Source organism: Nitrobacter sp. 62-23 (assembly GCF_001897285.1).
Classification (GTDB): Bacteria; Pseudomonadota; Alphaproteobacteria; order Rhizobiales; family Xanthobacteraceae; genus Nitrobacter.
Window position 1 is genome coordinate 42,790 of record NZ_MKSM01000100.1, and the last position, 23,291, is coordinate 66,080.

Consider the following 23,291-nt stretch of genomic DNA (forward strand, 5'->3'; position numbering starts at 1 on the left):
TCAGTCGACCTTTGCAGTCTCGGGAGTAAGGGCGGAATCATTCGCCGCGCGGGTCGCATTGGCCGCGTCCGCAAGAGCCGCGAGCTTCTTCTGCTGATCGGAGTTCGGTTGAACGACGCCCGCAGACATGATGAGGGTTGCCGCCTCCTCCGTGCTCATGTCGACCTCGACCACCTTGCTCTTCGGTACGTAAAAGAAGAATCCTGTGGTCGGGTTGGGCGCACAGGGCAGGAAGACCGAAATGTGCTCCTCCTGACCCGGAAGTCGCGCGGCGACATTCGCGCTCGGGACCTGCGAAATAAGGACGATCGACCACATCCCGGGCGACGGAAATTCGACCAGGCCGACCTTGCGCAGGCTCGATCCGGATCCGGAAAAAAGCGTCTCGAAAACCTGCTTGAGTCCGCGGTAGATCGCCCGCACCACCGGCATCCGGCCGAGAATCTTTTCGCCAAAATCGACAAGCGTCCGGCCGATCAGATTGGCCGTGAGGAAGCCGAGCATCGTCAGCGCGAATACCGCGACGATCAAACCCGATCCCGGCACTCCGAAAGGCAGGTACGTTTCCGGCCGATACGTAATGGGGACGAACGGCCGCACCAGATTGTCGACCCAGTTCACGAACCACCAGGTCAAATAAAGCGTTATCGCGACCGGGCCTGCGACAATCAGACCGGTCAGAAAGTAATTCCGGAATCGCGCGATGACGCCGCGGGGCACCTCCTGGGGAGGGTCGCCTGGGGCGCCGCTCGAAGAATTGTCACGGGTCATCGTGGTTCCAGATCAAGGGGTCCAAAAGGGCAGTATCTGCTCATATAGGCATTCCAGCAGACTTTGCATGCGGCGCGTTGGACCGCGGCGCTCCCCAGTCTTATTCGACTGTGACGGATTTTGCCAGATTGCGTGGCTGGTCGACGTCGGTGCCCATGACGACAGCGGTATGGTAGGCCAGCAACTGCACCGGAACCGCATAGATCAGAGGTGCAAACATCGCTGCCATGTCGGGCAGGATAATCGTCACCAGCGACTTGACGGCCGCCTCGGCGGCCCCCTTTGCGTCGGTCATGAGAATGATGTTGCCGCCGCGCGCCGCCACCTCCTGCATGTTGGACACGGTCTTTTCGAAAACGCGATCGTAGGGAGCGATCACCACCACCGGCATGTTCTCGTCGATCAGCGCGATCGGTCCATGCTTGAGTTCGCCGGCGGCGTAGCCTTCCGCATGGATATAGGAAATCTCCTTGAGCTTGAGCGCGCCCTCCAGGGCAAGAGGATAGCTGGTGCCTCGTCCGAGATACAGAACATCCCTCGTTTTGGCGATGTCGCGCGCGAGCTTCTCGATCTGCGGTTCGGTGGCCAGCGCTTCCGACATCAGCCGCGGAACCTCGATCAGGCCGTGCACGAGCCTGGCCTCGTCTTCCCCAGATAACTCGCCCCGCGCCTTGCCTGCGGCGATCGCGAGCGCCGCAAGCACCATCAACTGGCAGGTGAAAGCCTTGGTCGAAGCGACGCCGATCTCCGGCCCCGCCAGGGTCTGCAACATCCTCTCGCTCTCGCGCGCGATCGTCGACGTCGTGACGTTGACGACCGAGAGCGTGTGCAATCCCTGCTCCTTCGCGTAACGAAGCGCCGCGAGCGTGTCGGCGGTCTCGCCGGATTGCGAAATGAAGATGGCGAGATCGCCCTTGCCGAGCGGAGCCTCACGGTAGCGAAATTCCGATGCGATATCGATGTCGACGGACAGCCGGGCCAGACGCTCAAGCCAGTATTTGCCGATGTAACCGGCGTAGTTTGCGGTCCCGCAAGCCACGATCGAGACCCGCCTGATCTCACGAAAATCGAACGGGAGATCGGTCGGAAGCAACACGCGCTCCGTCGCCATGTCGACATAACGGGCAAGCGTATGCCCGACGACTTCGGGCTGTTCGTGGATTTCCTTGGCCATGAAGTGACGAAAGTTGGCCTTGTCCACCAGGGAGGTCGAGGCGCTGTGCTTGACGCGCTCGCGCTGAACGACGGCGTTCCGGTGGTCGTAGACGGTTGCACCCTGGCGGGTCAAAATCGCCCAGTCGCCGTCTTCGAGATAGCTGATCGTATCGGTGAACGGCCCGAGCGCGATGGCGTCCGATCCCAGATACATTTCGCCCTCGCCATAGCCGATAGCCAGCGGCGGTCCGTTACGCGCGCCGATCAGAATGTTATCATCGCACGCGAAAATAAAGCCGAGGGCGAAGGCGCCGCGAAGCCGCGACAGCGTGGCTTTGACCGCTTCGACAGGATCGAGGCCAGCGGCGAGATAGCCGTCGACGAGATGCAGGACCGTTTCGGTATCGGTTTCGGTCTGGAAGACCGCTCCTTTTTTTTGAAGCTCGTCGCGAAGCTCGCGGAAATTTTCGATGATGCCGTTGTGGACGACCGCCACGCGCTCGGTCGCATGCGGGTGAGCGTTGTTCTCGGTCGGCTTGCCGTGCGTTGCCCAGCGCGTATGTCCGATCCCGACGTGTCCCGCCAGCGGGTCAGCCCGCAGGCGCGCTTCCAGATTCCGCAGCTTGCCCTCGGCGCGACGGCGCGCCAGAAGCGTTCCCTCCAGTGTCGCGATGCCGGCGGAATCGTAACCGCGGTATTCGAGGCGCTTCAACGAATCGATCAACTGATCCGCGACGGGACCGCATCCCAGAATTCCGACAATGCCGCACATGCGGATCAATTTCTCCAATCGCAGAAAAAACTACAAAAACTGTCCGTGTCCTCTTAACGAATACCCCGGAGCGCAAGGAAACAATAATTATTGCCGATTGCGACAGGGTTAAATCGATCCGATCGCAAATCGTCGCGCCGGCCTTCAGCATTCATCCCGCGAGTTTCTTCACCGCGATCGGGACTCGCGCCGCGATGGCGATCCGCCGCCGGTTAACCACCCGTCAACCTTTGACGACCGCGCCCGCGTTCGACGATCGGTGGTAAAGCTCCGCGCCGCAGGTTCCCGGTGTCCCCAGTGCTGAGGATCGCTTTGACCGGCGATCGATGCAATTTTAGTGATTCCCGCAACGAGAGCCCAAGCCCTTTCTGGCACTGTGTGCGCAAGAAACAAAAAAAGTGAGGCGCGCATGAGTGAAGCCGAGTTTGAACGGATGCTGAACGCGGTGAGCGCCGCGATTGCTCCGCGCATCGAAGAGGCCGTGCCGAAGGACTCGCCGGAATTCGACGACCTCCATTTCGACGACCTGCATTTCGGCGAGCCGCCAAAGGCCGCCAATGACAACGCCGCCAATGACAACGCTGTCACCTGGCCGTTTTTCCCTTTCCCGGATGGATGGAACGGCGCCTGCTGAATGATGCGGCAAGCCGCATGAAGGCTCGCGAACCGGTTTTGCATTTCATCAAATAATCAACCTAAGCCATTGATTATGTTGATGGAGGCCACGTCCGGAATTGAACCGGAGTACACGGTTTTGCAGACCGTTGCGTAACCACTCCGCCACGTGGCCCCTTGAATCCGGATCAATATAGAGCATCAGCTAGTTAGGCAACCTTGCTCAGACTGGTTCAATGTAAATTCTGAAATTGCGTTTCTGAAGCGGCCGTTCAGACCCGCTTGCGGCGGCGGTAATCCCTCTTCGGTTTCGGCCGGGGCGCAAGTTCGGGCGTCGTCGCCTGGACTTCGCGATATTTCGCCAGCATCCGCTCGAAACTCGCGAGCAAAGTCGTCTCGATGTCCGGGCGATTTTCCAAACCAGCAAGCATCATCGCTGCCGCCTCGATCGTGGCGAGTCCATCCCGGCGAGGCTCCTTGCGAAGCTTGCCGTAGCGCGAAGGCTGGCGCGGTCCCAGAATGATGCGCTGGCATTTGAGCATCCACGCGTTGCGCCACCACAGCGCCTTGGCCTGGCTCCAGGTGCCGTCCAGCAGCACCAAGCCCTCGATATCGGCGAGAATACCGCGTTGATCCTCTTCCATCTCGCCCTTGCGATCGATCGCCACGATGGCGCGGTTGGCGCCGAAAGAATCGGCCTTGGCCGAACCGAGATAAAGCACCGCCCAGCGGGAGGGGTCATCCACCGGCCGGCCGAGCGCCTTCGACAGGCTCGGCCACGACAACCCGATTTTCAGGACGGCATCCCGGAAATGGAGCGCCGTCAGCCGGGCGGTGCCGAGCGCCCTGTCCTGCTCTTGCGGATGCTGCAGTATCAAGAGCGACGTCCTGTTGCGGACCGGCTCGACACTGTCGCAAATGCAGAGCGCCAACGGCTTGCGACACCGCGGACAATCCTCGACTGTCTCTGGACTTTTGTCGGCGGCAGCTTGCGCGGCGTTTTTGGACATGGCCCGCTATACGACGCACTCGTTCCTCCGGCAAGGAAGCCGGTCGCTTTTCGCCTATTCGGCCGGCGCGACAGCCGGAGCCACCTCGCCTCGCCGCCGCAACCGGTCGATCAGGAGATAGATTACGGGCGTCGTATAAAGCGTCAGGATCTGCGAAACGAGCAGTCCGCCAATGATGGTGATGCCGAGCGGACGGCGCAGTTCCGTTCCCGGCCCTGTCGCGAGCACCAGCGGCACCGCGGCGAAAATTGCGGCCATGGTGGTCATGAGAATGGGCCGGAAGCGCACACTGCATGCCTCGAAGATGGCGTCCGCGGACGACAGACCGCGATGGCGTTCGGCATCAAGCGCAAAGTCGACGATCATGATGCCGTTTTTCTTGACGATGCCGATGAGAAGAATGATTCCGACGAATGCGATGATCGTCAACGATGTGTTGGTGATCTGCAACGCCAGCAGCGCACCAAGGCCCGCGGAAGGCAACGTCGAGATGATGGTGAGCGGGTGCGCGAGGCTTTCGTAAAGCACGCCAAGAACAATATAGACCGCGACGAATGCGCCCAGGATCAGCAGCGGCTGCCGTCCCGACGTCTTGCGGAAATCGGCGGCGTTGCCCTGGAAACTTCCGCGGATGCCCTCGGGCATGTGCAATTCATCGACCGCGCGTTGAATATTGGCCGTCGCATCGTCCAGCTCCACTCCCGGCAGCGTATTGAAGGATACTGTCGTCGATGGGAACGACTGGGAATGATAGACGGCTAGCGGAGAGAGATCGCGCCGATATTGGACGACGGCCGATAGCGGTATCTGCACTCCATTGGCTCCCGCAACGAAGATGCGTTCAAGGTTGGACGGGTCCTGCTGAAATTGCGGATTGATTTCGAGAATGACCTGATACTGATTGCGCTGGGTGTAGACCGTCGAAATCTGCCGCTGCGAAAAGGCGTTGTTGAGCGCGTTATCGATGTCCTGAACCTTGACGCCAAGGCTGGACGCCTTCTGCCGGTCGATCGACAAGGTCAGTTGCAGGCCGCCCGACTCGCGGTCGCTGGAAACGTCCGTGATGCCTTCCACCGTCTCCATGCGCTTGGCGACAACAGGGGCCCACTTCTGCAGCAAGTCGAGATCGGTGCTGGTGAGCGTGTACTGGTAGTTGGAATCGCTCTGGCGGCCGCCGCTGCGAATGTCCTGCGCGGCGAACATGAAGAGCTTGATGCCCGGCACATTCTCGAGATTTCGGCGCATCCGGTCGATAACCTGCTGGGTCGGCAGCCCACCCCGTTCGGCCGGCGGCTTCAGCGTGATAAACATGAACCCGCGATTTGCGCCTCCATGCATGCCGCCGCCGATCGAGGAGCCGATCCCCTTCACCGCAGGATCCGCCATCACGATGTCCATGACGCGCTGTTGAAGCCCGAGCATGGACTGAAAGGAAACGTCGGCCGACGCGCGCGTCGAACCGATCACGAAGCCGCTGTCGTCGATCGGAAAATAGCCCTTCGGCGTCTTGATATACAGCGTTACCGTCAAAGCGATCGTCGCAAAAAACACCAGCAGCGTCAGGATGGGAAAATTGAGCACGACGCGCAGCGTCCGCGCGTAGAACGCCACGATCCGCGACAGCAGACCTTCGACCAGCCGATCGAAGCGGGTCGCATCGGGCGACATTCCATGTTTGATGTAGTGCGCGCAGATCATCGGCGTCACCGTCAAAGACACGATGGTCGACACCACGATCGCAAATGTGAGGGTCAGCGAGAACTCCCGCAGCAAACGGCCGACCACGCCGTCCATGAAGATGAGCGGCGTGAACGCGGCGACCAGCGACAGGCTGATCGACAACACCGTAAAGCCGATCTGCCGTGCTCCTTCGAGCGCCGCCTGGTAAGGGGGCAACCCCTGCTCGAGGTTGCGATACATGTTCTCGATCATGACGATGGCATCATCGACCACGAAGCCGACTGAAATGGCCAGCGCCATCAGCGACAGATTGTCGATGGAGAAGCCCGCCAGCCACATCCCGGCGCATGTCCCCGCCAAAGCCAGTGGAACCGACACACCGGCCGCGACGGTCGGCGTCATGCGGCGGAGAAACCCATAAACCACCACCATCACCAGAAAAACCGTCGCCAGCAGCGTCCACTGCATGTCGTCGACGCTTGCCCGGATCGAGCCGGTCCGGTCAACGATGGTCGATATCTCGACGCCGGCCGGAATCCACTGCTTGAGTCCCGGGAGCATCGCCTTCACGCGATCGACCGTGTCGATGACGTTGGCGTCGCCCTGCTTGGTGATCTGGATCAGCACCGCCGGCTGCTTGTTGAACCACGCCATCGAGCGGCTGTTGCGCGTGGCGTCCTTGACGTCGGCCACGTCCGACAGCCGGACAAAATTCCCTCCCGAGCTTTTGATGACGATGTCGCGAAATTCGGCCGCCGTTCGCATCTGCCGGTTGGTCGACAGCGTCTCGCTCAGGCGGCCGCCATTGAATATGCCGACCGGCCCGAGCGGATTGGCGTTCACGATCGCGGTCCGGACATCGTCGGTGGCGATGCCCGCATTCGAGAGCGCCACGGGGTTGAGCGCGATGCGGACGGCCGGCTGGTCCGCGCCGCTCACCGAAACCTCGCCGACGCCCGGAACCTGCGAGATGCGCTGCACGATCACGGTATCGGCGACATCGTAGATCGCGCTGGTCGACATCGTCTTTGAGGTCAGGGCCAGGACAAAGACCGGCGCCGCGGCGGGATTGGCCTTGCGGAATGTCGGCAGCGTCGGCAGGTCGCTCGGCAAATCCGCAAGCGATGCGTTGATCGCCGCCTGTACGTCACGCGCGGCGTGGTCGATGTTCCGTCCGATCGCGAACTGCAACTGGATGCTGGTGGAGCCAAGCGTGCTCGAGGACGTGATTTGGTCGATGCCCGCGATCTCGCCGAGCCGGCGCTCCAGCGGCGCGGCGACGGTGGCCGCCATGACCGAGGGGTCCGCCCCCGGCCGGCTGGCCGACACCCTGATCATCGGGAAGTCGACGTTCGGCACCGAGGCCACCGGAAGAAACCCGTAAGCAACCAAGCCGATCAGAAACAGTCCGATCGCCAGGAGCGTGGTGCCGACCGGCCTTCGGATGAATGGCTCGGAAATCGAGACCACTATTGCATTCCTTCGCTCACGCCGGGGATCGTCGGCGGCTGCGGTCCGCCGGTTGGCACGGCCTGCTCGATGCGCTTGTTCAGACGGTCCAGCGCCAGATAGATCACGGGCGTGGTGTAAAGCGTGAGCAACTGGCTGAGCAGCAAACCTCCGATGATCGAGATGCCGAGGGGGAACCTCAGCTCGGAGCCGGTGCCGCTTCCGATCGCCAGCGGCAACGCGCCGAACAGCGCAGCCAGCGTGGTCATCATGATCGGTCTGAACCGGAGCAGACATGCCTGCACGATCGCGTCGGTCGCCGACAGGCCCTGACGGCGCTCAGCCTCGAGCGCGAAATCGATCATCATGATCGCGTTCTTCTTCACGATGCCCATCAGAAGAATGATGCCGATCAAGCCGATGACGGACAGATCCTGCCCGAACAGCATCAGCGCGAGGATGGCGCCGACACCAGCCGAGGGCAGCGTCGAAAGAATCGTGATCGGATGAATGTAGCTCTCGTACAAGACGCCCAGCACGATGTAGATCGTGACCAGCGCGGCCAGGATCAGCCAGGGCTGCCCGGCGAGCGACTTCGAGAACTCCGCCGCGTCGCCGGAGAACACGCCGACGATACTTGTCGGCATGCCGATCCGGTGCTCGATAGTCTTGACCCGCTCCACGGCATCGCCAAGCGATTCTCCCGGAGCAAGGTTGAAACTGAGCGACGCCGCCGGAAACTGGGCCCGATGCGAGATCACCAGCGGCGCGGTGGTTCGGGTCAACGTCGCGACCGCCGACAGCGGCACCTGCGCGCCGGCAAGACCCGGCAGATAGAGCTTCGACAGGATCGAGGGGTCGCGCTGATACTGCGGCAGGGCCTCCAGCACCACGCGATACTGGTTTGCCTGCCCGTAAATGGTCGATATCTGCCGCTGCGCGAACGCGTCGTTCAACGTATCATTGACGCCCTGGAGGCTGACGCCGAGCTGGCCCGCGCGCGCGCGATCGATGTCAAGCGCGGCTCGCAGACCGCTCTCCTGCGCTTCCGACGAGACATCCTGAAACAGCGGATCACGACGAAGTTCGGTAACGAGCTTGCCGGCCCACTCGGCAACCTGGGCGGCATCGGTCCCCGTCAGGGTGTACTGGTATTGCGAGCGGCTCGACTGCGTGCTGATCTGGACGTCCTGCACCGGTTGAAAATAAACCGTCATCCCCGGGATCGAGGCTACGCGCTCCTTCAGGCGCGCAACGACGACAGCAACATCGTCGCGGCGCTCGCTCCGCGGCCTCAGCGTCATCACCAGGCGCCCGACATTCGTCGTGGGATTCACGGAACCGGCGCCGATGACGGATACGACTCCCGTCACATCAGGATCTTCCTTGATTGCATTGGCCGCCTCGGTCTGGCGACTTTGCATTTCGGCGAACGACACGTACGGTCCGGCCTCTGTGACCGCCGTGATGGAGGCCGTATCCTGGAGCGGCAGAAATCCCTTCGGCGCGACGACGTAAAGGACCAACGTCGCGGCGATGGTTGCGAAGGTAACAAACAGTGTCGCACGCTGGCGCCCAAGCACCCACAGCAAGCTCCGGCGGTAGAACTCGACCATCCGATCGGTAAAGCGGCTGGCCCAGGCCAATCCCGGAACCGCGCGCTTGTCTTCGGAACGCTTCAGAAGACGCGAGCACATCATCGGCGTCAAAGTCAGCGATACGACGGCGGATGTAACGACCGCGATGGTCAGCGTCAGGGCAAATTCGCGGAACATCCTCCCGACCAGTCCGGACATGAACAAAAGCGGGATGAACACCGCGATCAGCGAGACCGTCAGCGAGATCACGGTGAAGCCGATCTCCCTCGCGCCCCGCAGTGAGGCTTCCATGACGCTCTCGCCGTTTTCAATATGGCGGACGATGTTCTCGATCATGACGATCGCATCATCGACCACGAATCCGGTGCCGATCGTCAGCGCCATCAGCGACAGGTTGTCGAGGCTGAACCCGGCGAAATACATGATGCCGAAGCTGGTGATCAGCGACAACGGGAGCGCCACGCCCGCGATCAACGTTGCGCGCAGCGAACGCAGGAAAAGCAGCACGACAAGCGTGACCAGCACGGCGCTGAGGATCAGCGTGAATTGCACATCGTGAACGGAAGCGCGGATGGTCACGGTGCGGTCACTGACGACCGTCAGTTTGACGCCGGCCGGAATCGTGCGCTGGAGGTTCGGAATTGCCTCGCGGATCTGCCGGACGACCTCGATCACATTGGCGCCGGGCTGACGCTGGATGTCGATGATGACGGCCGGCGTTCCGTTATACCAGCCGCCGGTGCGGTCGTTTTCCAGTCCATCCACGATCCGGGCGACATCGCCGATCGTGACCGGAGACCCGTTGCGATAGGCGATAATGATGGGCTTGTACGCGTCCGCCGCCGTGATCTGGTCGTTGGCGGCAATGGTATAGGCCTGCTGCGCGCCGTCCAGCGATCCCTTCGGTCCTGAAACATTGGCGCCGGCAATCGCGGTCCGCAGGTCTTCCATTGAAATGCCATAAGCGGCCAGCCGCGCGAGGTCGGCTTGCACTCGCACCGCCGGCTTCAGACCTCCGAGCACGGAAACGCGGCCCACCCCGGAAATCTGGCTGAGGCGCTGGGTCAGGACCGTATCGGCAATATCGCTCATGGCACGCAGCGAGACGGTGTCGGACGTCAGCGCGAGCGTCATGACCGGCGCGGCGGCCGGATTAACCTTGGCGTAAGTCGGCGGATAGGGAAGGTTCTTCGGCAAAATCCCGGCTGCGGCGTTGATCGCCGCCTGCACGTCCTGCGTCGCGCCATCGATATCGCGGTTGAGATCGAATTGCAGGGAAATCTGACTGACGCCGAACGAACTTGTCGATGTCATCGACGACAGCGAGGGAATCTGTCCGAGTTGTCGTTCCAGCGGCGCGGTCAGCAGCGACGCAACCACGTCGGGACTGGCGCCTGGCAGCCGGGTGCTCACCTGCACCGTCGGGAAGTCGACCTGCGGCAGCGCCGAGACCGGCAGCGCCCAGTAGCCGAGCGCGCCTCCGATCAGCAGCGCGATCCCGAGCAGGGAGGTTGCGATCGGACGACGAATAAACGGTTCAGAGACGCCCATGTCTGTCAACTCGCCTGTCAACCCGCTACCGCGGGCTCGATGCTCGGCACCCTGTCTTGCGGATCACGGGCGAGCCTTTGCGTTGCCGCCCGACCGCCCGTTCTGTTGCGCCCCGCCACCCGGCTGCCTTTGACCTCCCTCGCCCCGATTGCCGCGTTGCTCGCCATTGCCGCCGTCTTGACGATTACCGCGTCTGCCTTGCCGTTTCTGCGGCGCCAGATCAGCCGTCGGCGGTTGGCTGTTCTCGCTCACGCTCACCTTCGCGCCGTCGGACAGATTGGCAAATCCCGTGGTGACCACCCGATCCGTAGGATCAATGCCCTTGGCGATCACCGCATCCTGTTCGTTCTGCTGCGTCACCGTCACCGGCTTCGCGGTTACGGTATCATCGCTTCCGATCACATAGGCGAAGGTTCCGAGCGGACCGCGCTGCACCGCCGACGTCGGTATCACCGTCGCCTGCGACAGCGTTTCCACCTTGAGGCGGACGTTCACGAACTGGCCCGGCCAGAGCTGGAAGTTTCCATTCGGAAACTCGGCCTTCAGCTTCAACGTGCCGGTTGTCGGATCGACCTGATTGTCGATGCCGACCAGCCTGCCGGTATCGGCAACCGTCGTTCCGTCGTTTCCGAAGACATCGACTTCGAGAACTCCCTTCGCCACTGCCGCATTCACACGCGTAATCTGCTGCTGCGGAAGGCTGAACTGCACGGCGATAGGTTGAAGCTGCGTTATAATGACAAGTCCGGTCGCGTCGGACGCATGGATGATGTTGCCCTGATCGACCTGCCGCAGGCCCGCCCGGCCCGAAATCGGCGCGATAATCTTGGTGTAGCCGAGCATCGCCTGGGCATTGTCGATCGCGGCCTGATCGGCCTTGATGAGCGCCTCCTGCTGCGCAACGACCGCGCTCTGCGTATCGGCCTGCTGCTTCGATCCGGCATTGGAGGCGGCCAGTTGCTGGTAGCGCTTGAGGTCGAGACGCATGTTGGCAAGCTGCGCTTCATCCTGCGCTTTCTTCGCGACCTGCTGATCGTATTGTGCCTGATAGATCACGGGATCGATCTCGCCCAGCACGTCGCCTTTCCGGACGTCCTGCCCTTCGGTGAAATTGACGGCTATCAGCTTGCCATCGACCTGCGAGCGCACGGTGACCGTGTTCAGGGCGCGGACGGCCCCGACGCCATCGAGGTAGACCGGCACGTCCTGGATGCGCGGCGTCGCGGCAAGCACCGGAACCGCAAGATCGGGCCGCATCCTTCCCTCGCGCTTGCTCTGCATAAAGGCGTTCCAGCCGAGATAGGCGAGCCCTCCGGCGATCAGAAGCGCGATCACGATCCACATCGCGCGCCCACGGCCGCGGCCCGACGCGTTGCCGGGCGCTTCGCCGCCCGCCGTTTTCACGCTTTCGTCCAGACCCGGCTTAAAGAGCATTGCCTGCCCTCTCCATTCGTGGTTCCCAGCCTCCGCCCAGGGCCTGATAAAGGCTCACGATGGCCAGCAGTCGCGCAAGCTGCGCCTGCGACAATGCATCCTCCGCCTGGAACAGCGTCAACTGCGTGTTCAGCACCGTGACGATATCGGCGGTGCCGGCCCGAAGCTGCTGTTCGGACAGTTCGAACGCTCTGCGCGAGGCGGCCAGAACCTCTCGCTGAAGGCGCAGCTTCTCCGTGGTCTGGCGGATCGCGATCAATGCGTTATCGACGTCGGCGAACGCCGAAACCACCGTCTTGCGATACGTCTGCAGCAGTTCGTCCTGCTTCGCCCTTGTGTATTCGAAATTACCGAGAATCCGGCCCCCGTCGAAGATCGGCTGCGTCAGTCCGCCGGCCAGACTGAAGAAAGCCGCATGGGGCTGAAACAGCGCGACAAGGGCCGAACTCTGATAACCACCCTGCCCCGTCAACTGAATGGTCGGAAAAAACTGCGCCCGCGCGCTACCCACATTGGCGGTTGCCGATGCGAGTTGAGCCTCCTGGCGGCGAATGTCGGGACGCTGCGTCAACAATTCCGACGGCAGTCCCGGAGTGACCCGCGGTACAGCGATCCGGTTGAGGGAACCGCCCTTGACCTTCACGCTTTCCGGCGGGCGGGCCACCAGCGTCGCAAGGGCGTTGATGTTCTGTCCCAGGGTCTCGCGAAGCGGCGGAACGGCGGCGCGCTGGTTCGCCAGCACGCTTTCCTGTTGCGCGACGTCGAGATCGCTTCCGGTGCCGGCATTCAACCGCTGCTTGATCGCATCGAGGACTCGCGCGGCGCTGGCGATGTTGCGTTCGGCGGTGCGAATGCGGTCCTGCGAAGCAAGAACCTGAAAATAGGCATTCGCGACGCTGGTGAGCGTCGTCAGCGCAACCACGTCGCGATCAAACCGGTTCGCATTCGCGGTTTCCTCCGCGGCCAGAGTGGCATTGCGGTTTTTGCCCCAGAAATCGACCTCATAGCTGGCGGCGCTCAGCGTGGACGAATAGTTCACCACCTCCCGGCCACCGATGCTGAGGCCGCTGGAACTCGATCCCGATGTGCGGGAATAGGTTTCCTGAGCGCCGATGCTGACGCTCGGAAGCAGCGCTGCTCCCGCGATCCGGGCTTGCTGGTCGGCCTGAATGATGCGCGCCGTCGCCGCGGCAATATCCAGGTTGACGGTCTGGGCTTCCTCCATCAGGTCGGTCAGTTCGGAAGAGCGAAAACCGCGCCACCAGTCGAGAGTGGGCGAAGCATCGGCCGTGGCTGGCCGGCCGGCGTTGTATGTGGCCGGAATGTCCAGCGCCGGATCGGGAAGATCCCCGGTCAGGATGCAGCCGGCCGAGGTTGCAATCGCCGCCAACCCCGCAAGGAGCATGACGGGACGCCAAATCCAGCTCGCAGCCGATTGGGGATCGATCAAGACCTTCGAGCCACTCACGCCGACCCCCAAAAGGGAGCCAGAAGCGACGACCAGGTATTCATACGAGGGCGGAGCACCCACGTACCAACCTTTTTCGATAAAAAAAACGACCCAGCCACCGGTAGTCACGCTTTCTTTTGGAACCATCCTATTCTAGCGGGCCGATGAGTGGACGGACAGTCCCGCCCGGCCAAGAACATTAGATACGTTCCAGCGCCTTCACGAGACGGCAGATGACCTGTTTCATCAAAAAACCCTGTTTTGAAAGGCTTTCTGGATGTTCGGGTCGCGCGCTGGTCCGGCAATCTTACCAAGATTTCATGCGGCGTTCTGCTCCGGACGACCTGCCGCGCCGGATTTAGTCGCCACAAAGCGGGCGAATCGAAGCGCGCGTGTATTGCGCCGGGCAGTTCGTGGAAGGCGTAGGCGGCGCCTTGACGGTTCTTCCCGACAAGGCGGACCGCGCCGCACATCCCCGTCGTGCGATCGGCCGCCTTCGTTCCCTTGTACCGCCCTCGGCTCTCAACTAGGGTTGCCGTATTCCTCCAACGGACTGACAAGATTAAGAATCTCATGAGAATCAAGAACGACGTCGTCGAAGCGATCGGCAATACGCCGCTTATCAAGTTGAAGCACGCATCGGAAACGACGGGATGCACCATCCTCGGCAAGGCCGAGTTCATGAACCCGGGCCAGTCGGTCAAGGATCGCGCCGGCAAACAGATGATCCTGGAAGCCGAAAAGCGGGGCGATCTCAAGCCCGGCGGCCTCGTGGTCGAGGGCACTGCCGGTAATACCGGCATCGGCCTCGCCGTGGTCGCCAGCGCGCGCGGCTATCGCACCATGATCGTGATCCCGGAGACGCAGAGCCGGGAAAAGAAGGACATGCTGCGGCTGTGCGGAGCCGAACTGGTCGAGGTCCCGGCGCTCCCTTACAGCAATCCGAACAATTACCAGCACATCGCAAAGCGGCTCGCGGACGACCTGCGCAAGTCCGAGCCCAACGGGGTGCTGTTTGCCGACCAATGGAATAACCTCGACAATCCCAAGGCTCACTACGTTTCGACGGGCCCCGAAATCTGGGAGCAGACTGGCGGCAAGGTCGATGGCTTCATCTGTTCAATCGGAACCGGCGGCACGCTGGCCGGGACCGGTGCTTTCCTGCGGGAGAAAAAGAACGACATCGTCATCGGCGTCGCTGACCCCCGCGGGGCCGCCATGTATGAACTGTTCAAGAACGGCGTGGCCAAGGCAACTCCGGGCGGATCGATCACCGAGGGAATCGGGCTTGGACGGGTGACGCCGGTGATCGCCAATGCCAAGGTCGACGAGGCTTACCTCATTCCCGACGAGGAAGCGGTGCCGGTGATCTACGATCTGCTTGAACACGAGGGGCTCTGCCTCGGCGGCTCGACCGGCATCAATGTCGCCGGCGCAATTCGTCTCGCCCGCCAGTTGGGTCCCGGCCACACGATCGTGACGATGCTGTGCGACTCCGGCAACCGCTATCAGTCCAAGCTGTTCAATCCCGATTTCATGCGCTCCAAGAATCTTCCCGTGCCGCAATGGCTCGAGAAACGAACCACGGTGAAGATTCCCCTCGCGCCGGCTTAGAGCAAGTTTCGCGTGCGTGTCCTGTCAGCAGACTTAGAGCGTTTTCGAGCGAAGTGGGTACCGGTTCGCGTGAAGAAAACGCGTCAAATCAGGAGCCTAGTGTCTTTCACTGTTTCCATGAAACGGTGAAAGACACTAGCCGTCCGAGGAACGGCATCGCAGCCGTTTGCCTATGAACCAAGGTCGAAGCGTGAACGCTCTTCAGAGAGCCGTCTTTCTCAACGCAGGATCTGGCTGAGAAAAAGCTGCGTTCGCGGATGTTTCGGATTAGCGAAAAAATTCGCTGGCGTGTCGGATTCGATGATCTGTCCCTCATCCATGAACACGATCCGGTTCGCCACCTCCCTGGCGAAGCCCATTTCGTGCGTGACCACGAGCATGGTCATGCCTTCCTTGGCTAGATCGACCATCGTGTCGAGCACTTCCTTGACCATCTCGGGGTCAAGCGCCGAGGTCGGCTCGTCGAACAGCATGACCTTCGGATTCATCGTGAGCGCGCGCGCAATCGCCACGCGCTGTTGTTGGCCTCCCGACATCTGGCCGGGATACTTGTTGGCCTGATGCGGGATTTTGACGCGCTCAAGAAATTTCATCGCCGCTGCCTCGGCGTCTTTCTTCGGGATATTGCGGACCCAGATCGGAGCGAGCGTACAGTTTTCAAGCACCGTCAGATGTGGAAACAGATTGAAGTTCTGGAAAACCATTCCGACCTCGCGCCGAACTTCATCGACGTGCCGCAGATTGGGTCCCAGTTCGATTCCATCGACGATGATCCGGCCTTCCTGAAATTCCTCAAGCGCGTTGATGCAACGGATCAGCGTCGATTTTCCCGAACCTGACGGACCGCAGATCACGATACGCTCGCCGCGCGCCACGTCGAGGCCGATGTCCCGCAGCACATGGAAGCTGCCGAACCACTTATTGAGACCTGCGATGGAAACGATGGCATTTGCGTCCGTCATGTCCCGTTCCAAACTTCAGATTCGCCTATCCGGATTCAGCCGATGTTCGACGAACAGCGAATATCGAGACATGCCGAAACAGAACACGAAGTAGATGATGCCTGTGAAGGCAAACCCGGTGAACAGCGTGGTTGGAGTCGCCCATGTCGGATCCGCGAACGTGGCCCGCAAGCTCCCAAGCAGATCGAACAGCGCGACGATCGAGACGAGCGAGGTATCCTTGAACAAGGCGATAAAGCTGTTCACCAGTCCTGGAATGACATGCCGCAACGCCTGCGGCATCACGATCAGTCCCGTCGTCTTCCAGTACGACAGGCCAAGCGCGCTGGCGGCTTCCGCCTGCCCCCGCGGAATCGCGGCCAGGCCGCCGCGAATAACCTCGGCGTTATAGGCGCCGGCAAACAGCGCGATTCCGATCAGAACCCGGACCAGGCCATCGACGGTGAAGTTTCCGGGAAGAAAAAGCGGAAGCATGTAGGTTGCGAAAAACAGTACCGTGATGAGCGGAACGCCGCGCCAGAACTCGATGAAGGCGACCGAAGAAATCCGGATCAGCGGAATGGTGGAGCGCCGTCCCAGCGCCAGCGCGATCCCGACCGGTATCGACGATACGATGCCGGTCACCGACACCACGAGCGTCACCAGCAGACCGCCCCAGAGACGGGTATCGACCACAGGAAGTCCGCCACGATCGAGGTGCATCACCGCCATCACCACGCCAGCGCCGAGGAACGCTATCAGGCTCGTGAGCAACGCGCGCCAGCCCGTCCGGAAGGCGCCGTTCAGAAGAAAGAGCAGCAGCGACACGATCGCGGCTGTGCATGCAAAGTCGTACCAGACCGGCTGGTCGGAATTTTGCAGCCAGTCGCGGAGCTGGATCAGCGGCCATGCCAGAAAGTTCACCGCATCGCCGATCCATGCAACGGCATCTCCCGCGAGCCGCAAAACCGAACCCGTTCCGCCCGCCTCTCCTGACGCGGCGAGTTGCCGTCCGACGCTGCCGATGCCGTCGGCGAAACTCGACAGAAAACCGACGGTCCACGTCACGCCGAATCCGCTTACGCCTCCGCCATGCAGCAGAAAAAAAGCCACGATGGGAAACGCGACGAAGAACACGCCAGCGTTGAGGCTTTTCGCGGGCAACCGCGGCACCAGAAGCGGCAGCAGCAAAACGGTGGCCAACAGGAACGTCAGATTCACCCGCCACCGCTCAGGCTCGGGATAGAAGCCATAAATGAATTGCGTGATCTTCGCCTGGACGAACGGCCAGCACGCGCCGACCGACTGTCCCGCATCCGAAGCCAGACACGATGTTCGATCCGCGCCTTCCCAGACCGCGTCCACAAAAAGAAACCTGATCGTCGGGACGATGATGACCCACATCAGCACGATACCGACGATCGTCAGCAGCACGTTGCCCGGAGAATTGAGCAGACGGGTCCGCAGGAAGGCGAAAAAGCCTGTCGTTTTGATCGGGGTCGGCCGCTCCGGAACCAGATCGGCGCGAACGAACGACTGTGCGGGATGATCGGTCATCCGCCCATGCTCCTCGTAACGCGCCAGCCGTAGAAGCTCATGATCGCGCTGGTGACCAGCGAGATCAGCAGATAAACGCCCATCGTGATCGCGATGATTTCGATGGCCTGTCCGGTCTGGCTGAGCGTCGTGCCGGCGAATACCGAGAACAGGTCCGGATATCCGATGCCGACGGCCAGCGACGAATTCTTGGTGAGGTTGAGGTATTGATTGGTCAGCGGCGGCAGAATGACGCGCATGGCTTGCGGCACCACGACCAGTCGCAGCGTGGATCCGCGCGAGAGCCCGAGCGAGGCTCCCGCCTCCATCTGTCCCTTATGGACCGAGAGAATTCCGGCGCGCACGACTTCCGCGATGAACGCCGCCGTATATGTCGAAAGTGCGACCGCGAGCGCGACGAATTCCGGTGTCACGCGCGTGCCACCGGAGAAATTAAATCCCTTGAGAGCAGGCATCTCGAATGTGACGGGAATGCCGAAGACGAGTATCGTGGCCAGCGGAACGCCGATCAACAATGCAAGAACATAGGGCCAAACCACAACGACTCGTCCGCTTTGAAAAAGCGCGCGGCGCGAATAACTGCGCAACAGCAGACAGCCGATGACGGCGGCCGCAATCGAGACCGTAAAGGCGACCAGTCCCTCATGCCCGATCGGCTTCGGAATGACGAGGCCGCGATTGTTGAGAAAGAATGCGTCGAAGATTGAAATGCTTTCCCTCGGACCCGGCAGCGCCCCCAGCACCGCAAGGTACCAGAACAGAATCTGGAACAGCAGCGGCAGGTTCCGAACCAGTTCCACATAGCCGCCGGAAATGCGCGATATCAGCCAGTTCGGCGACAGTCGGCCGAACGCCACGACGAAGCCGATGATCGTCGCGAAGACAATGCCGACCACAGATACCAGCAGCGTATTGAGAAGGCCGACCAGAAATACGCGGGTGTAGCTGTCGGTCTCGGAATATGGAATCAGAGTCTGGCTGACGCCGAAGCCGGCGGTTTGCGACATGAATCCGAAGCCGGACGCGACGTGCTGCGCCGCGAGGTTTCCTCTCGCATTGTCGATGATCTCATAGCCGATCCAGACCAGGACGGCGACGAACAGCACTTGCAGCGCAAGCCCGCCCCAGCCAGCCTTTCCGCCGAGCGCGCGTCGCAGTTTCAGGAAGATCCGCGGCGGCGGTTTTCGAGGCTCGGCGACCATCGGTTCAAGCGTTGGCGCTAGCGGATCGGCGGCGCGTACTGAATGCCGCCCTGGTTCCAGAGCTTGTTGAGCCCCCGCGCGATTCCAAGCGGCGAGCCGGCGCCGACATTACGATCGAACGACTCGCCGTAATTGCCGACGGCCGTGACGATGCGCGTCACCCAGTCCTTCGTGAGGCCGAGCTGTTCGCCGAAATTGCCATCAGTCCCGAAGACGCGCTTCAGTTCCGGCCGGTCCGATTTCGCCATCTCGTTGACGTTCTTCTGCGTGATACCGAGTTCTTCGGCGTTGATCATTGCAAACAGCGTCCATTTGACGAGATCGAACCACTGATCATCGCCGTGACGGACCATCGGACCGAGCGGCTCCTTTGATATCACTTCCGGCAGGACCGCATGATCGGCGGGAACGGAAAGTTTCAGCCGCTCGGCATAGAGCTGCGAAATATCCGATGTAAACACATCGCAGCGGCCTGATTCATAAGCCTTGACGGTCTCATCGGCGGTGCTGAAAGCGATGACCTCGTACTTCATCTTGTTGCTCTTGAAGTAGTCGGCAAGATTCTGTTCATTCGTGGTGCCGGTCTGGACGCAGACGGACGCGCTGTTCAATTCCAGCGCCGAATTGACCTTGAGGGATTTCCTGACCAGAAATCCCTGTCCGTCATAATAGGTCACGCCGGTGAAATTTCCGCCGAGCGAAGTGTCGCGCGAGAGCGTCCACGTCGTATTGCGCGACAGCACATCTATCTCGCCGGATTGCAGGGCGATAAACCGGTCCTTGGCGGACAGCGGGACAAACTTGACCTTGCTCGGGTCGTTGAATATGGCGGCCGCGATGGCGCGGCAGACGTCCACGTCCAGCCCTGTCCAGTTGCCCTTGTCGTCGGGCGCCGAGAATCCGGGCAATCCCTGGCTGACGCCGCAGGACAGCATGCCTCGCGCCTTGACTGACTCCAGCGTAGTTTGCGGCTTCGCGGACTCCTGCGCAAATGCCGGCTGCAACGAAAGGCCGGCGGCGAAAGCGAAAATGACGGCAAGTACGCATTTCATGGCAATGCCTTTCAAGAACGTCAATGGATTGTCAATTTGTCGCTGTTCAGGCGCCCGGTCGATCAGCCGAGAGCGGGAACGGGTCGAAAACGCGGCAGGCCTCTCAACAACCGGTCAGCAGCGGGGTTCGAAACACCGGGCGGGTCGAATGTCAAATTCACTCCGCTGACGGGCAGGGTCAAGGGGTTGACGAGGGTCTTCCCCTTCCTGTTACTAACGCAATCACTCCGGAAACACGATTCAACAAGTTGAGGCAGGCTGCGGCAGCGGCAAAACGCCTCCTTTGCAGCGGCAGGCAGATGACTCTTTCAAAGGGCGACGAATCCTCGGATTCGCTTCGAGCGGAAACCAGACTGGTCGTTTCGGGTCGAGACACCGAGGCCCAGAAAGGGTTCGTCAATCCCCCGGTCGTTCGCGGCTCGACCGTGCTCTATCCGACCGCGGATGATCTGCATGCCCATCGCGGAGAATTCCACTACGGACGGCACGGCACTCCGACCACCCGCGCCTTGCAGGATGCTTTGGCGGCGCTGGAAGGCCCGCAGTGTGCAGGGGTCGGCCTCGTTCCATCGGGCGTGTCCGCGATCACCACTGCGCTGCTGTCGATTCTGAAGACCGGCGACCACATTCTCGTCTGCGACAACGTCTATCGTCCCACGCGGAATTTCTGCGACGGGATCCTGGCGCGCTATGGAGTTGAAACCACATATTTCGATCCGCTGGTCGGCTCAGACATCGCCGCACTGTTCCGGCCCGATACCCGCGCCGTCATGGTCGAGGCTCCCGGCTCCCAGTCCATGGAAATGCCGGACGTCCCGGCGATCGCCGCGGCCGCGCATGCGCGAGGAGCGCTCGTGGTCGACGACAACACATGGGCAACCCCGCTGTTCCGCCGCGCGCTCGAGCAAGGCGTGGACATCAGCATTCAGGCCGCGACCAAATACATCGGCGGGCACTCCGACATCATGTTCGGAACCATATCCGCCAACGCCAAGGCCTGGCCCGCGATCTCCGAAGGCATTCGCCTGCTTGGCGTCTGCGCCGGACCCGACGATGTGTTTCTGGCGTTGCGGGGATTGCGCACCCTTGCCGTCAGGCTGCGGCATCACCAGCAAGCCGCGCTCGACGTCGCGCAGTGGCTCGCGAAACGGCCCGAAGTCGCAAGAATCCTGCATCCTGCGTTGCCCGGCGATCCCGGACACGCGATCTGGAAGCGCGATTTCACCGGCGCGCCCGGACTGTTCAGCATCGTCCTCAAGCCCGCGCCACAACAGGCCGTCGATGCGCTGCTCGATACGGTGAAGCTGTTTGGCATGGGCTACTCCTGGGGTGGCTACGAGAGCCTCATCATTCCGTTCGATTGCGCCGCATACCGCACCGCGACGAGCTGGGCGCCGGGAGGGCCGACGCTACGGTTGCACATCGGTCTCGAAGACGTCGACGATCTCAAGGCCGATCTAGAACGAGGATTTGAGGCTTTCAACGCACGACAGTGAGCATGGCCTCCGGCCCAAACCATTCGCCTGTCAAATTTGTTTCGGCGCGCCGGAATAAAAGAATTTGATCCACTGCCAAATGCCGATAGCCTGACCCTTCGACCGACATTCGTTGACAGGGAACCCATGGGAAGCCTCGTTCTTCTCGATCTGATGGGCGGCATCGCGCTTTTGCTCTGGGGCCTGCATATGGTCCGGAGCGGAATCCTGCGCGCCTTCGGTCCGGACCTGCGCTGGTTTCTGGGCAAGGCGCTTCGCAATCGTTTTGCCGCTTTTGGCGCCGGCCTTGGTCTCACCGCCCTGCTCCAGAGCAGCACCGCCACGGGCCTGATCACCAGCTCGTTTGCGGCGGAAGGCCTTGTAAACCTTGTTCCGGCGCTCGCGATCATGCTCGGCGCGAATGTCGGAACCACGCTGATCGTTCAGGTGCTGTCGTTCGATATCTCCGCGGTCGCGCCGATCTTCTTCCTGATCGGACTTGTAGCCTTCCGCAGCGGCGCCCGCTCCCGCGTCAAGGATGTCGGCCGTGTCTTCATCGGCCTTGGCCTGATGCTGCTGGCGCTCCATATCCTGCTGACGACGCTTGCGCCGGCTGAAAATGCACCGGGTGCGCGGGTTTTCCTGAACGCCATCACCGGCGATCCTGTCCTGTGCATTATCATCGGGGCCGTTACAACGTGGGCGGTACATTCCAGCGTGGCGAGCGTGCTTCTGGTCATGTCGCTCGCATATTCCCACTTCGTTTCGCCCTATGCGGCCTTCGCGCTGGTGCTCGGCGCAAACATCGGCAGCGCCCTCAATCCGGTCTTCGAAGGTGTCCGGCGCGACAATCCCGCGAGCTATCGGCTGCCGCTCGGCAACATGCTCAACCGGCTTGTCGGGGTGTTGCTGGTCGCGCCATTTCTGCACCCGATCGTGGATGTCATGCTGGCGTGGCAGCCGAACCTCGCCAAGGCAACCGCGGCGTTTCACATTGCGTTCAATGTCATGACCGCGATCCTTTTTATCGGTTTGCTCGACGGCGTGGCGCGCATGCTCGTGCGGCTTCTTCCCGACAAGGCGACGGAGACCGATCCGTCGCGGCCTCGTTATCTCGACGAGAGCGCGCTGGAAACGCCTTCGCTCGCGCTCGCCGACGCCGCGCGCGAAACGCTCCGCATGGGCGATGTGGTGGAAGCCATGCTGGGCAAGGTGATGGACGCGATGATGACCAACGACAAGTCGCTGGTCGATCAGGTCTCGCGGATGGATGACAGCGTCGACGGTCTCGATGAAGCGATCAAGCTGTACCTCACCAAGCTGACCCGCGGCAGCCTCGATGAACGCGAGGGGCATCGCGCGATGGAGATCATCGCATTCGCCATCAACCTCGAACATATCGGCGACATCGTCGACAAGAACCTGAGCGAACTCGCCACCAAGAAAATCAGGCGCCGCTTTCAGTTCTCACCCGAAGGCGCCGACGAACTTTTGGCATTTCACAAGCGAGTCATGGATTCGCTTCGTATCGCCTTCGGTATCTTCATGTCCGGCAACGCCGATGAAGCTCGCGGGCTGATCGCGGAGAAAGTCGCGCTGCGCAACTTCGAACTCGCGGCGACCGAGCGGCATCTCGATCGATTGCGCGAGGGACGCCTCGAAACGGTCGAAACGACGTCGCTGCACCTCGACGTGCTGCGCGATCTGCGGCGGATCCATTCACACATCTGCTCGGTTGCTTATCCGGTCCTCGATGCGGCAGGCCAGCTTTCCGCTTTACGGCAGAACGAAACCGATTTGTTGGGGATTTCCACGCCGGCGGATATGTCCCCACGGTAGAGTCCTTCCCCGTTTCATGAAAACGGTGAAAGACTCCAGGTTCTCGGCTTCATGCGTTTTCTTCACGCGAACCGAATTCCATCCTCGGGTCAAGCCCGAGGACATGCTTCGCTCGAAAACGCTATA

At 61.4% G+C, this 23,291-nt stretch carries 15 protein-coding genes and 1 tRNA gene; 4 read left to right on the forward strand and 12 right to left on the reverse strand.

All coding sequences use genetic code 11. The features are described from left to right. Together BGO16_RS10305 and glmS are read right to left on the reverse strand one after the other, a co-directional pair. Window positions 1-771 carry a DUF502 domain-containing protein gene (locus BGO16_RS10305; RefSeq protein ID WP_292618600.1) on the reverse strand — a complete coding sequence of 257 codons (771 nt, stop codon included), beginning with the start codon at window positions 769-771 and terminating at the stop codon, window positions 1-3. Window positions 772-871: 100 nt separating this feature from the next. After that, a complete protein-coding gene (gene glmS / locus BGO16_RS10310; protein ID WP_292618601.1) occupies window positions 872-2,698 on the reverse strand; it encodes a glutamine--fructose-6-phosphate transaminase (isomerizing) in 1,827 nt (608 codons plus the stop codon). Window positions 2,699-3,107: 409 nt separating this feature from the next. On the opposite strand from glmS, the gene BGO16_RS10315 reads away from it, so the two are divergent. After that, window positions 3,108-3,332 (forward strand): hypothetical protein, encoded by a 225-nt coding sequence (locus BGO16_RS10315; RefSeq protein WP_292618602.1) that lies wholly within the window; start codon window positions 3,108-3,110, stop codon window positions 3,330-3,332. Between the two features lie 82 nt (window positions 3,333-3,414). Here the strand turns inward: BGO16_RS10315 and BGO16_RS10320 are convergent. The 6 genes from BGO16_RS10320 to BGO16_RS10345 all read right to left on the reverse strand — a co-directional run bounded on the left by BGO16_RS10320 (window position 3,415) and on the right by BGO16_RS10345 (window position 13,440). Continuing rightward, window positions 3,415-3,488 (reverse strand) — tRNA-Cys (locus tag BGO16_RS10320). A gap of 97 nt (window positions 3,489-3,585) precedes the next feature. Continuing rightward, window positions 3,586-4,323 (reverse strand): tRNA-uridine aminocarboxypropyltransferase, encoded by a 738-nt coding sequence (locus BGO16_RS10325; RefSeq protein WP_292618603.1) that lies wholly within the window; start codon window positions 4,321-4,323, stop codon window positions 3,586-3,588. 54 nt (window positions 4,324-4,377) lie between these two features. Continuing rightward, complete coding sequence (locus tag BGO16_RS10330; protein ID WP_292618604.1) at window positions 4,378-7,473, reverse strand: efflux RND transporter permease subunit; 3,096 nt, start codon at window positions 7,471-7,473, stop codon at window positions 4,378-4,380. After that, window positions 7,473-10,601 carry a multidrug efflux RND transporter permease subunit gene (locus BGO16_RS10335; RefSeq protein ID WP_292618605.1) on the reverse strand — a complete coding sequence of 1,043 codons (3,129 nt, stop codon included), beginning with the start codon at window positions 10,599-10,601 and terminating at the stop codon, window positions 7,473-7,475. Before BGO16_RS10335 ends, BGO16_RS10330 begins: the two co-directional genes overlap by 1 nt. A gap of 63 nt (window positions 10,602-10,664) precedes the next feature. Next, window positions 10,665-12,035 (reverse strand): efflux RND transporter periplasmic adaptor subunit, encoded by a 1,371-nt coding sequence (locus BGO16_RS10340; RefSeq protein ID WP_292618606.1) that lies wholly within the window; start codon window positions 12,033-12,035, stop codon window positions 10,665-10,667. Beyond that, complete coding sequence (locus BGO16_RS10345) at window positions 12,025-13,440, reverse strand: efflux transporter outer membrane subunit (RefSeq protein ID WP_292618626.1); 1,416 nt, start codon at window positions 13,438-13,440, stop codon at window positions 12,025-12,027. Before BGO16_RS10345 ends, BGO16_RS10340 begins: the two co-directional genes overlap by 11 nt. A gap of 618 nt (window positions 13,441-14,058) precedes the next feature. Between BGO16_RS10345 and BGO16_RS10350 the strand changes: the two genes are divergently transcribed. After that, entirely contained in the window at window positions 14,059-15,099 is a 1,041-nt protein-coding gene (locus tag BGO16_RS10350) for a cysteine synthase A (RefSeq protein ID WP_292618607.1), read from the forward strand. A gap of 218 nt (window positions 15,100-15,317) precedes the next feature. On the opposite strand, the gene BGO16_RS10355 is transcribed toward BGO16_RS10350, so the two are convergent. The 4 genes from BGO16_RS10355 to BGO16_RS10370 are packed head-to-tail and all read right to left on the reverse strand — an operon-like array spanning window position 15,318 to window position 19,851. Next, the gene (locus tag BGO16_RS10355; protein ID WP_292618608.1) at window positions 15,318-16,061 is read right to left on the reverse strand and encodes an amino acid ABC transporter ATP-binding protein; all 744 of its coding nucleotides are present in this window, start codon (window positions 16,059-16,061) and stop codon (window positions 15,318-15,320) included. Between the two features lie 15 nt (window positions 16,062-16,076). Further along, on the reverse strand, window positions 16,077-17,597 hold the full coding sequence (locus BGO16_RS10360; protein WP_292618609.1) for an amino acid ABC transporter permease: 1,521 nt from the start codon (window positions 17,595-17,597) through the stop codon (window positions 16,077-16,079). Further along, the gene (locus BGO16_RS10365) at window positions 17,594-18,799 is read right to left on the reverse strand and encodes an ABC transporter permease subunit (protein ID WP_292618610.1); all 1,206 of its coding nucleotides are present in this window, start codon (window positions 18,797-18,799) and stop codon (window positions 17,594-17,596) included. Before BGO16_RS10365 ends, BGO16_RS10360 begins: the two co-directional genes overlap by 4 nt. Window positions 18,800-18,816: 17 nt before the next feature. Continuing rightward, entirely contained in the window at window positions 18,817-19,851 is a 1,035-nt protein-coding gene (locus BGO16_RS10370; protein ID WP_292618612.1) for an amino acid ABC transporter substrate-binding protein, read from the reverse strand. Between the two features lie 299 nt (window positions 19,852-20,150). On the opposite strand from BGO16_RS10370, the gene metC reads away from it, so the two are divergent. Together metC and BGO16_RS10380 are read left to right on the forward strand one after the other, a co-directional pair. Continuing rightward, a complete protein-coding gene (gene metC / locus BGO16_RS10375) occupies window positions 20,151-21,347 on the forward strand; it encodes a cystathionine beta-lyase (RefSeq protein WP_292618613.1) in 1,197 nt (398 codons plus the stop codon). A gap of 126 nt (window positions 21,348-21,473) precedes the next feature. Further along, window positions 21,474-23,165 (forward strand): Na/Pi cotransporter family protein, encoded by a 1,692-nt coding sequence (locus tag BGO16_RS10380; RefSeq protein ID WP_292618614.1) that lies wholly within the window; start codon window positions 21,474-21,476, stop codon window positions 23,163-23,165. The last annotated feature ends 126 nt before the right edge of the window (window positions 23,166-23,291 follow it).

Coding starts and splice junctions, on each gene's coding strand:
- BGO16_RS10305 (WP_292618600.1), bottom strand. CDS start 771: ATGACCCGTGACAATTCTTCGAGCGGCGCCCCAGGCGACCCTCCCCAG.
- glmS (WP_292618601.1), bottom strand. CDS start 2,698: ATGTGCGGCATTGTCGGAATTCTGGGATGCGGTCCCGTCGCGGATCAG.
- BGO16_RS10315 (WP_292618602.1), top strand. CDS start 3,108: ATGAGTGAAGCCGAGTTTGAACGGATGCTGAACGCGGTGAGCGCCGCG.
- BGO16_RS10325 (WP_292618603.1), bottom strand. CDS start 4,323: ATGTCCAAAAACGCCGCGCAAGCTGCCGCCGACAAAAGTCCAGAGACA.
- BGO16_RS10335 (WP_292618605.1), bottom strand. CDS start 10,601: ATGGGCGTCTCTGAACCGTTTATTCGTCGTCCGATCGCAACCTCCCTG.
- BGO16_RS10340 (WP_292618606.1), bottom strand. CDS start 12,035: ATGCTCTTTAAGCCGGGTCTGGACGAAAGCGTGAAAACGGCGGGCGGC.
- BGO16_RS10345 (WP_292618626.1), bottom strand. CDS start 13,440: ATGCTCCTTGCGGGGTTGGCGGCGATTGCAACCTCGGCCGGCTGCATC.
- BGO16_RS10350 (WP_292618607.1), top strand. CDS start 14,059: ATGAGAATCAAGAACGACGTCGTCGAAGCGATCGGCAATACGCCGCTT.
- BGO16_RS10355 (WP_292618608.1), bottom strand. CDS start 16,061: ATGACGGACGCAAATGCCATCGTTTCCATCGCAGGTCTCAATAAGTGG.
- BGO16_RS10360 (WP_292618609.1), bottom strand. CDS start 17,597: ATGACCGATCATCCCGCACAGTCGTTCGTTCGCGCCGATCTGGTTCCG.
- BGO16_RS10365 (WP_292618610.1), bottom strand. CDS start 18,799: ATGGTCGCCGAGCCTCGAAAACCGCCGCCGCGGATCTTCCTGAAACTG.
- BGO16_RS10370 (WP_292618612.1), bottom strand. CDS start 19,851: ATGAAATGCGTACTTGCCGTCATTTTCGCTTTCGCCGCCGGCCTTTCG.
- metC (WP_292618613.1), top strand. CDS start 20,151: ATGACTCTTTCAAAGGGCGACGAATCCTCGGATTCGCTTCGAGCGGAA.
- BGO16_RS10380 (WP_292618614.1), top strand. CDS start 21,474: ATGGGAAGCCTCGTTCTTCTCGATCTGATGGGCGGCATCGCGCTTTTG.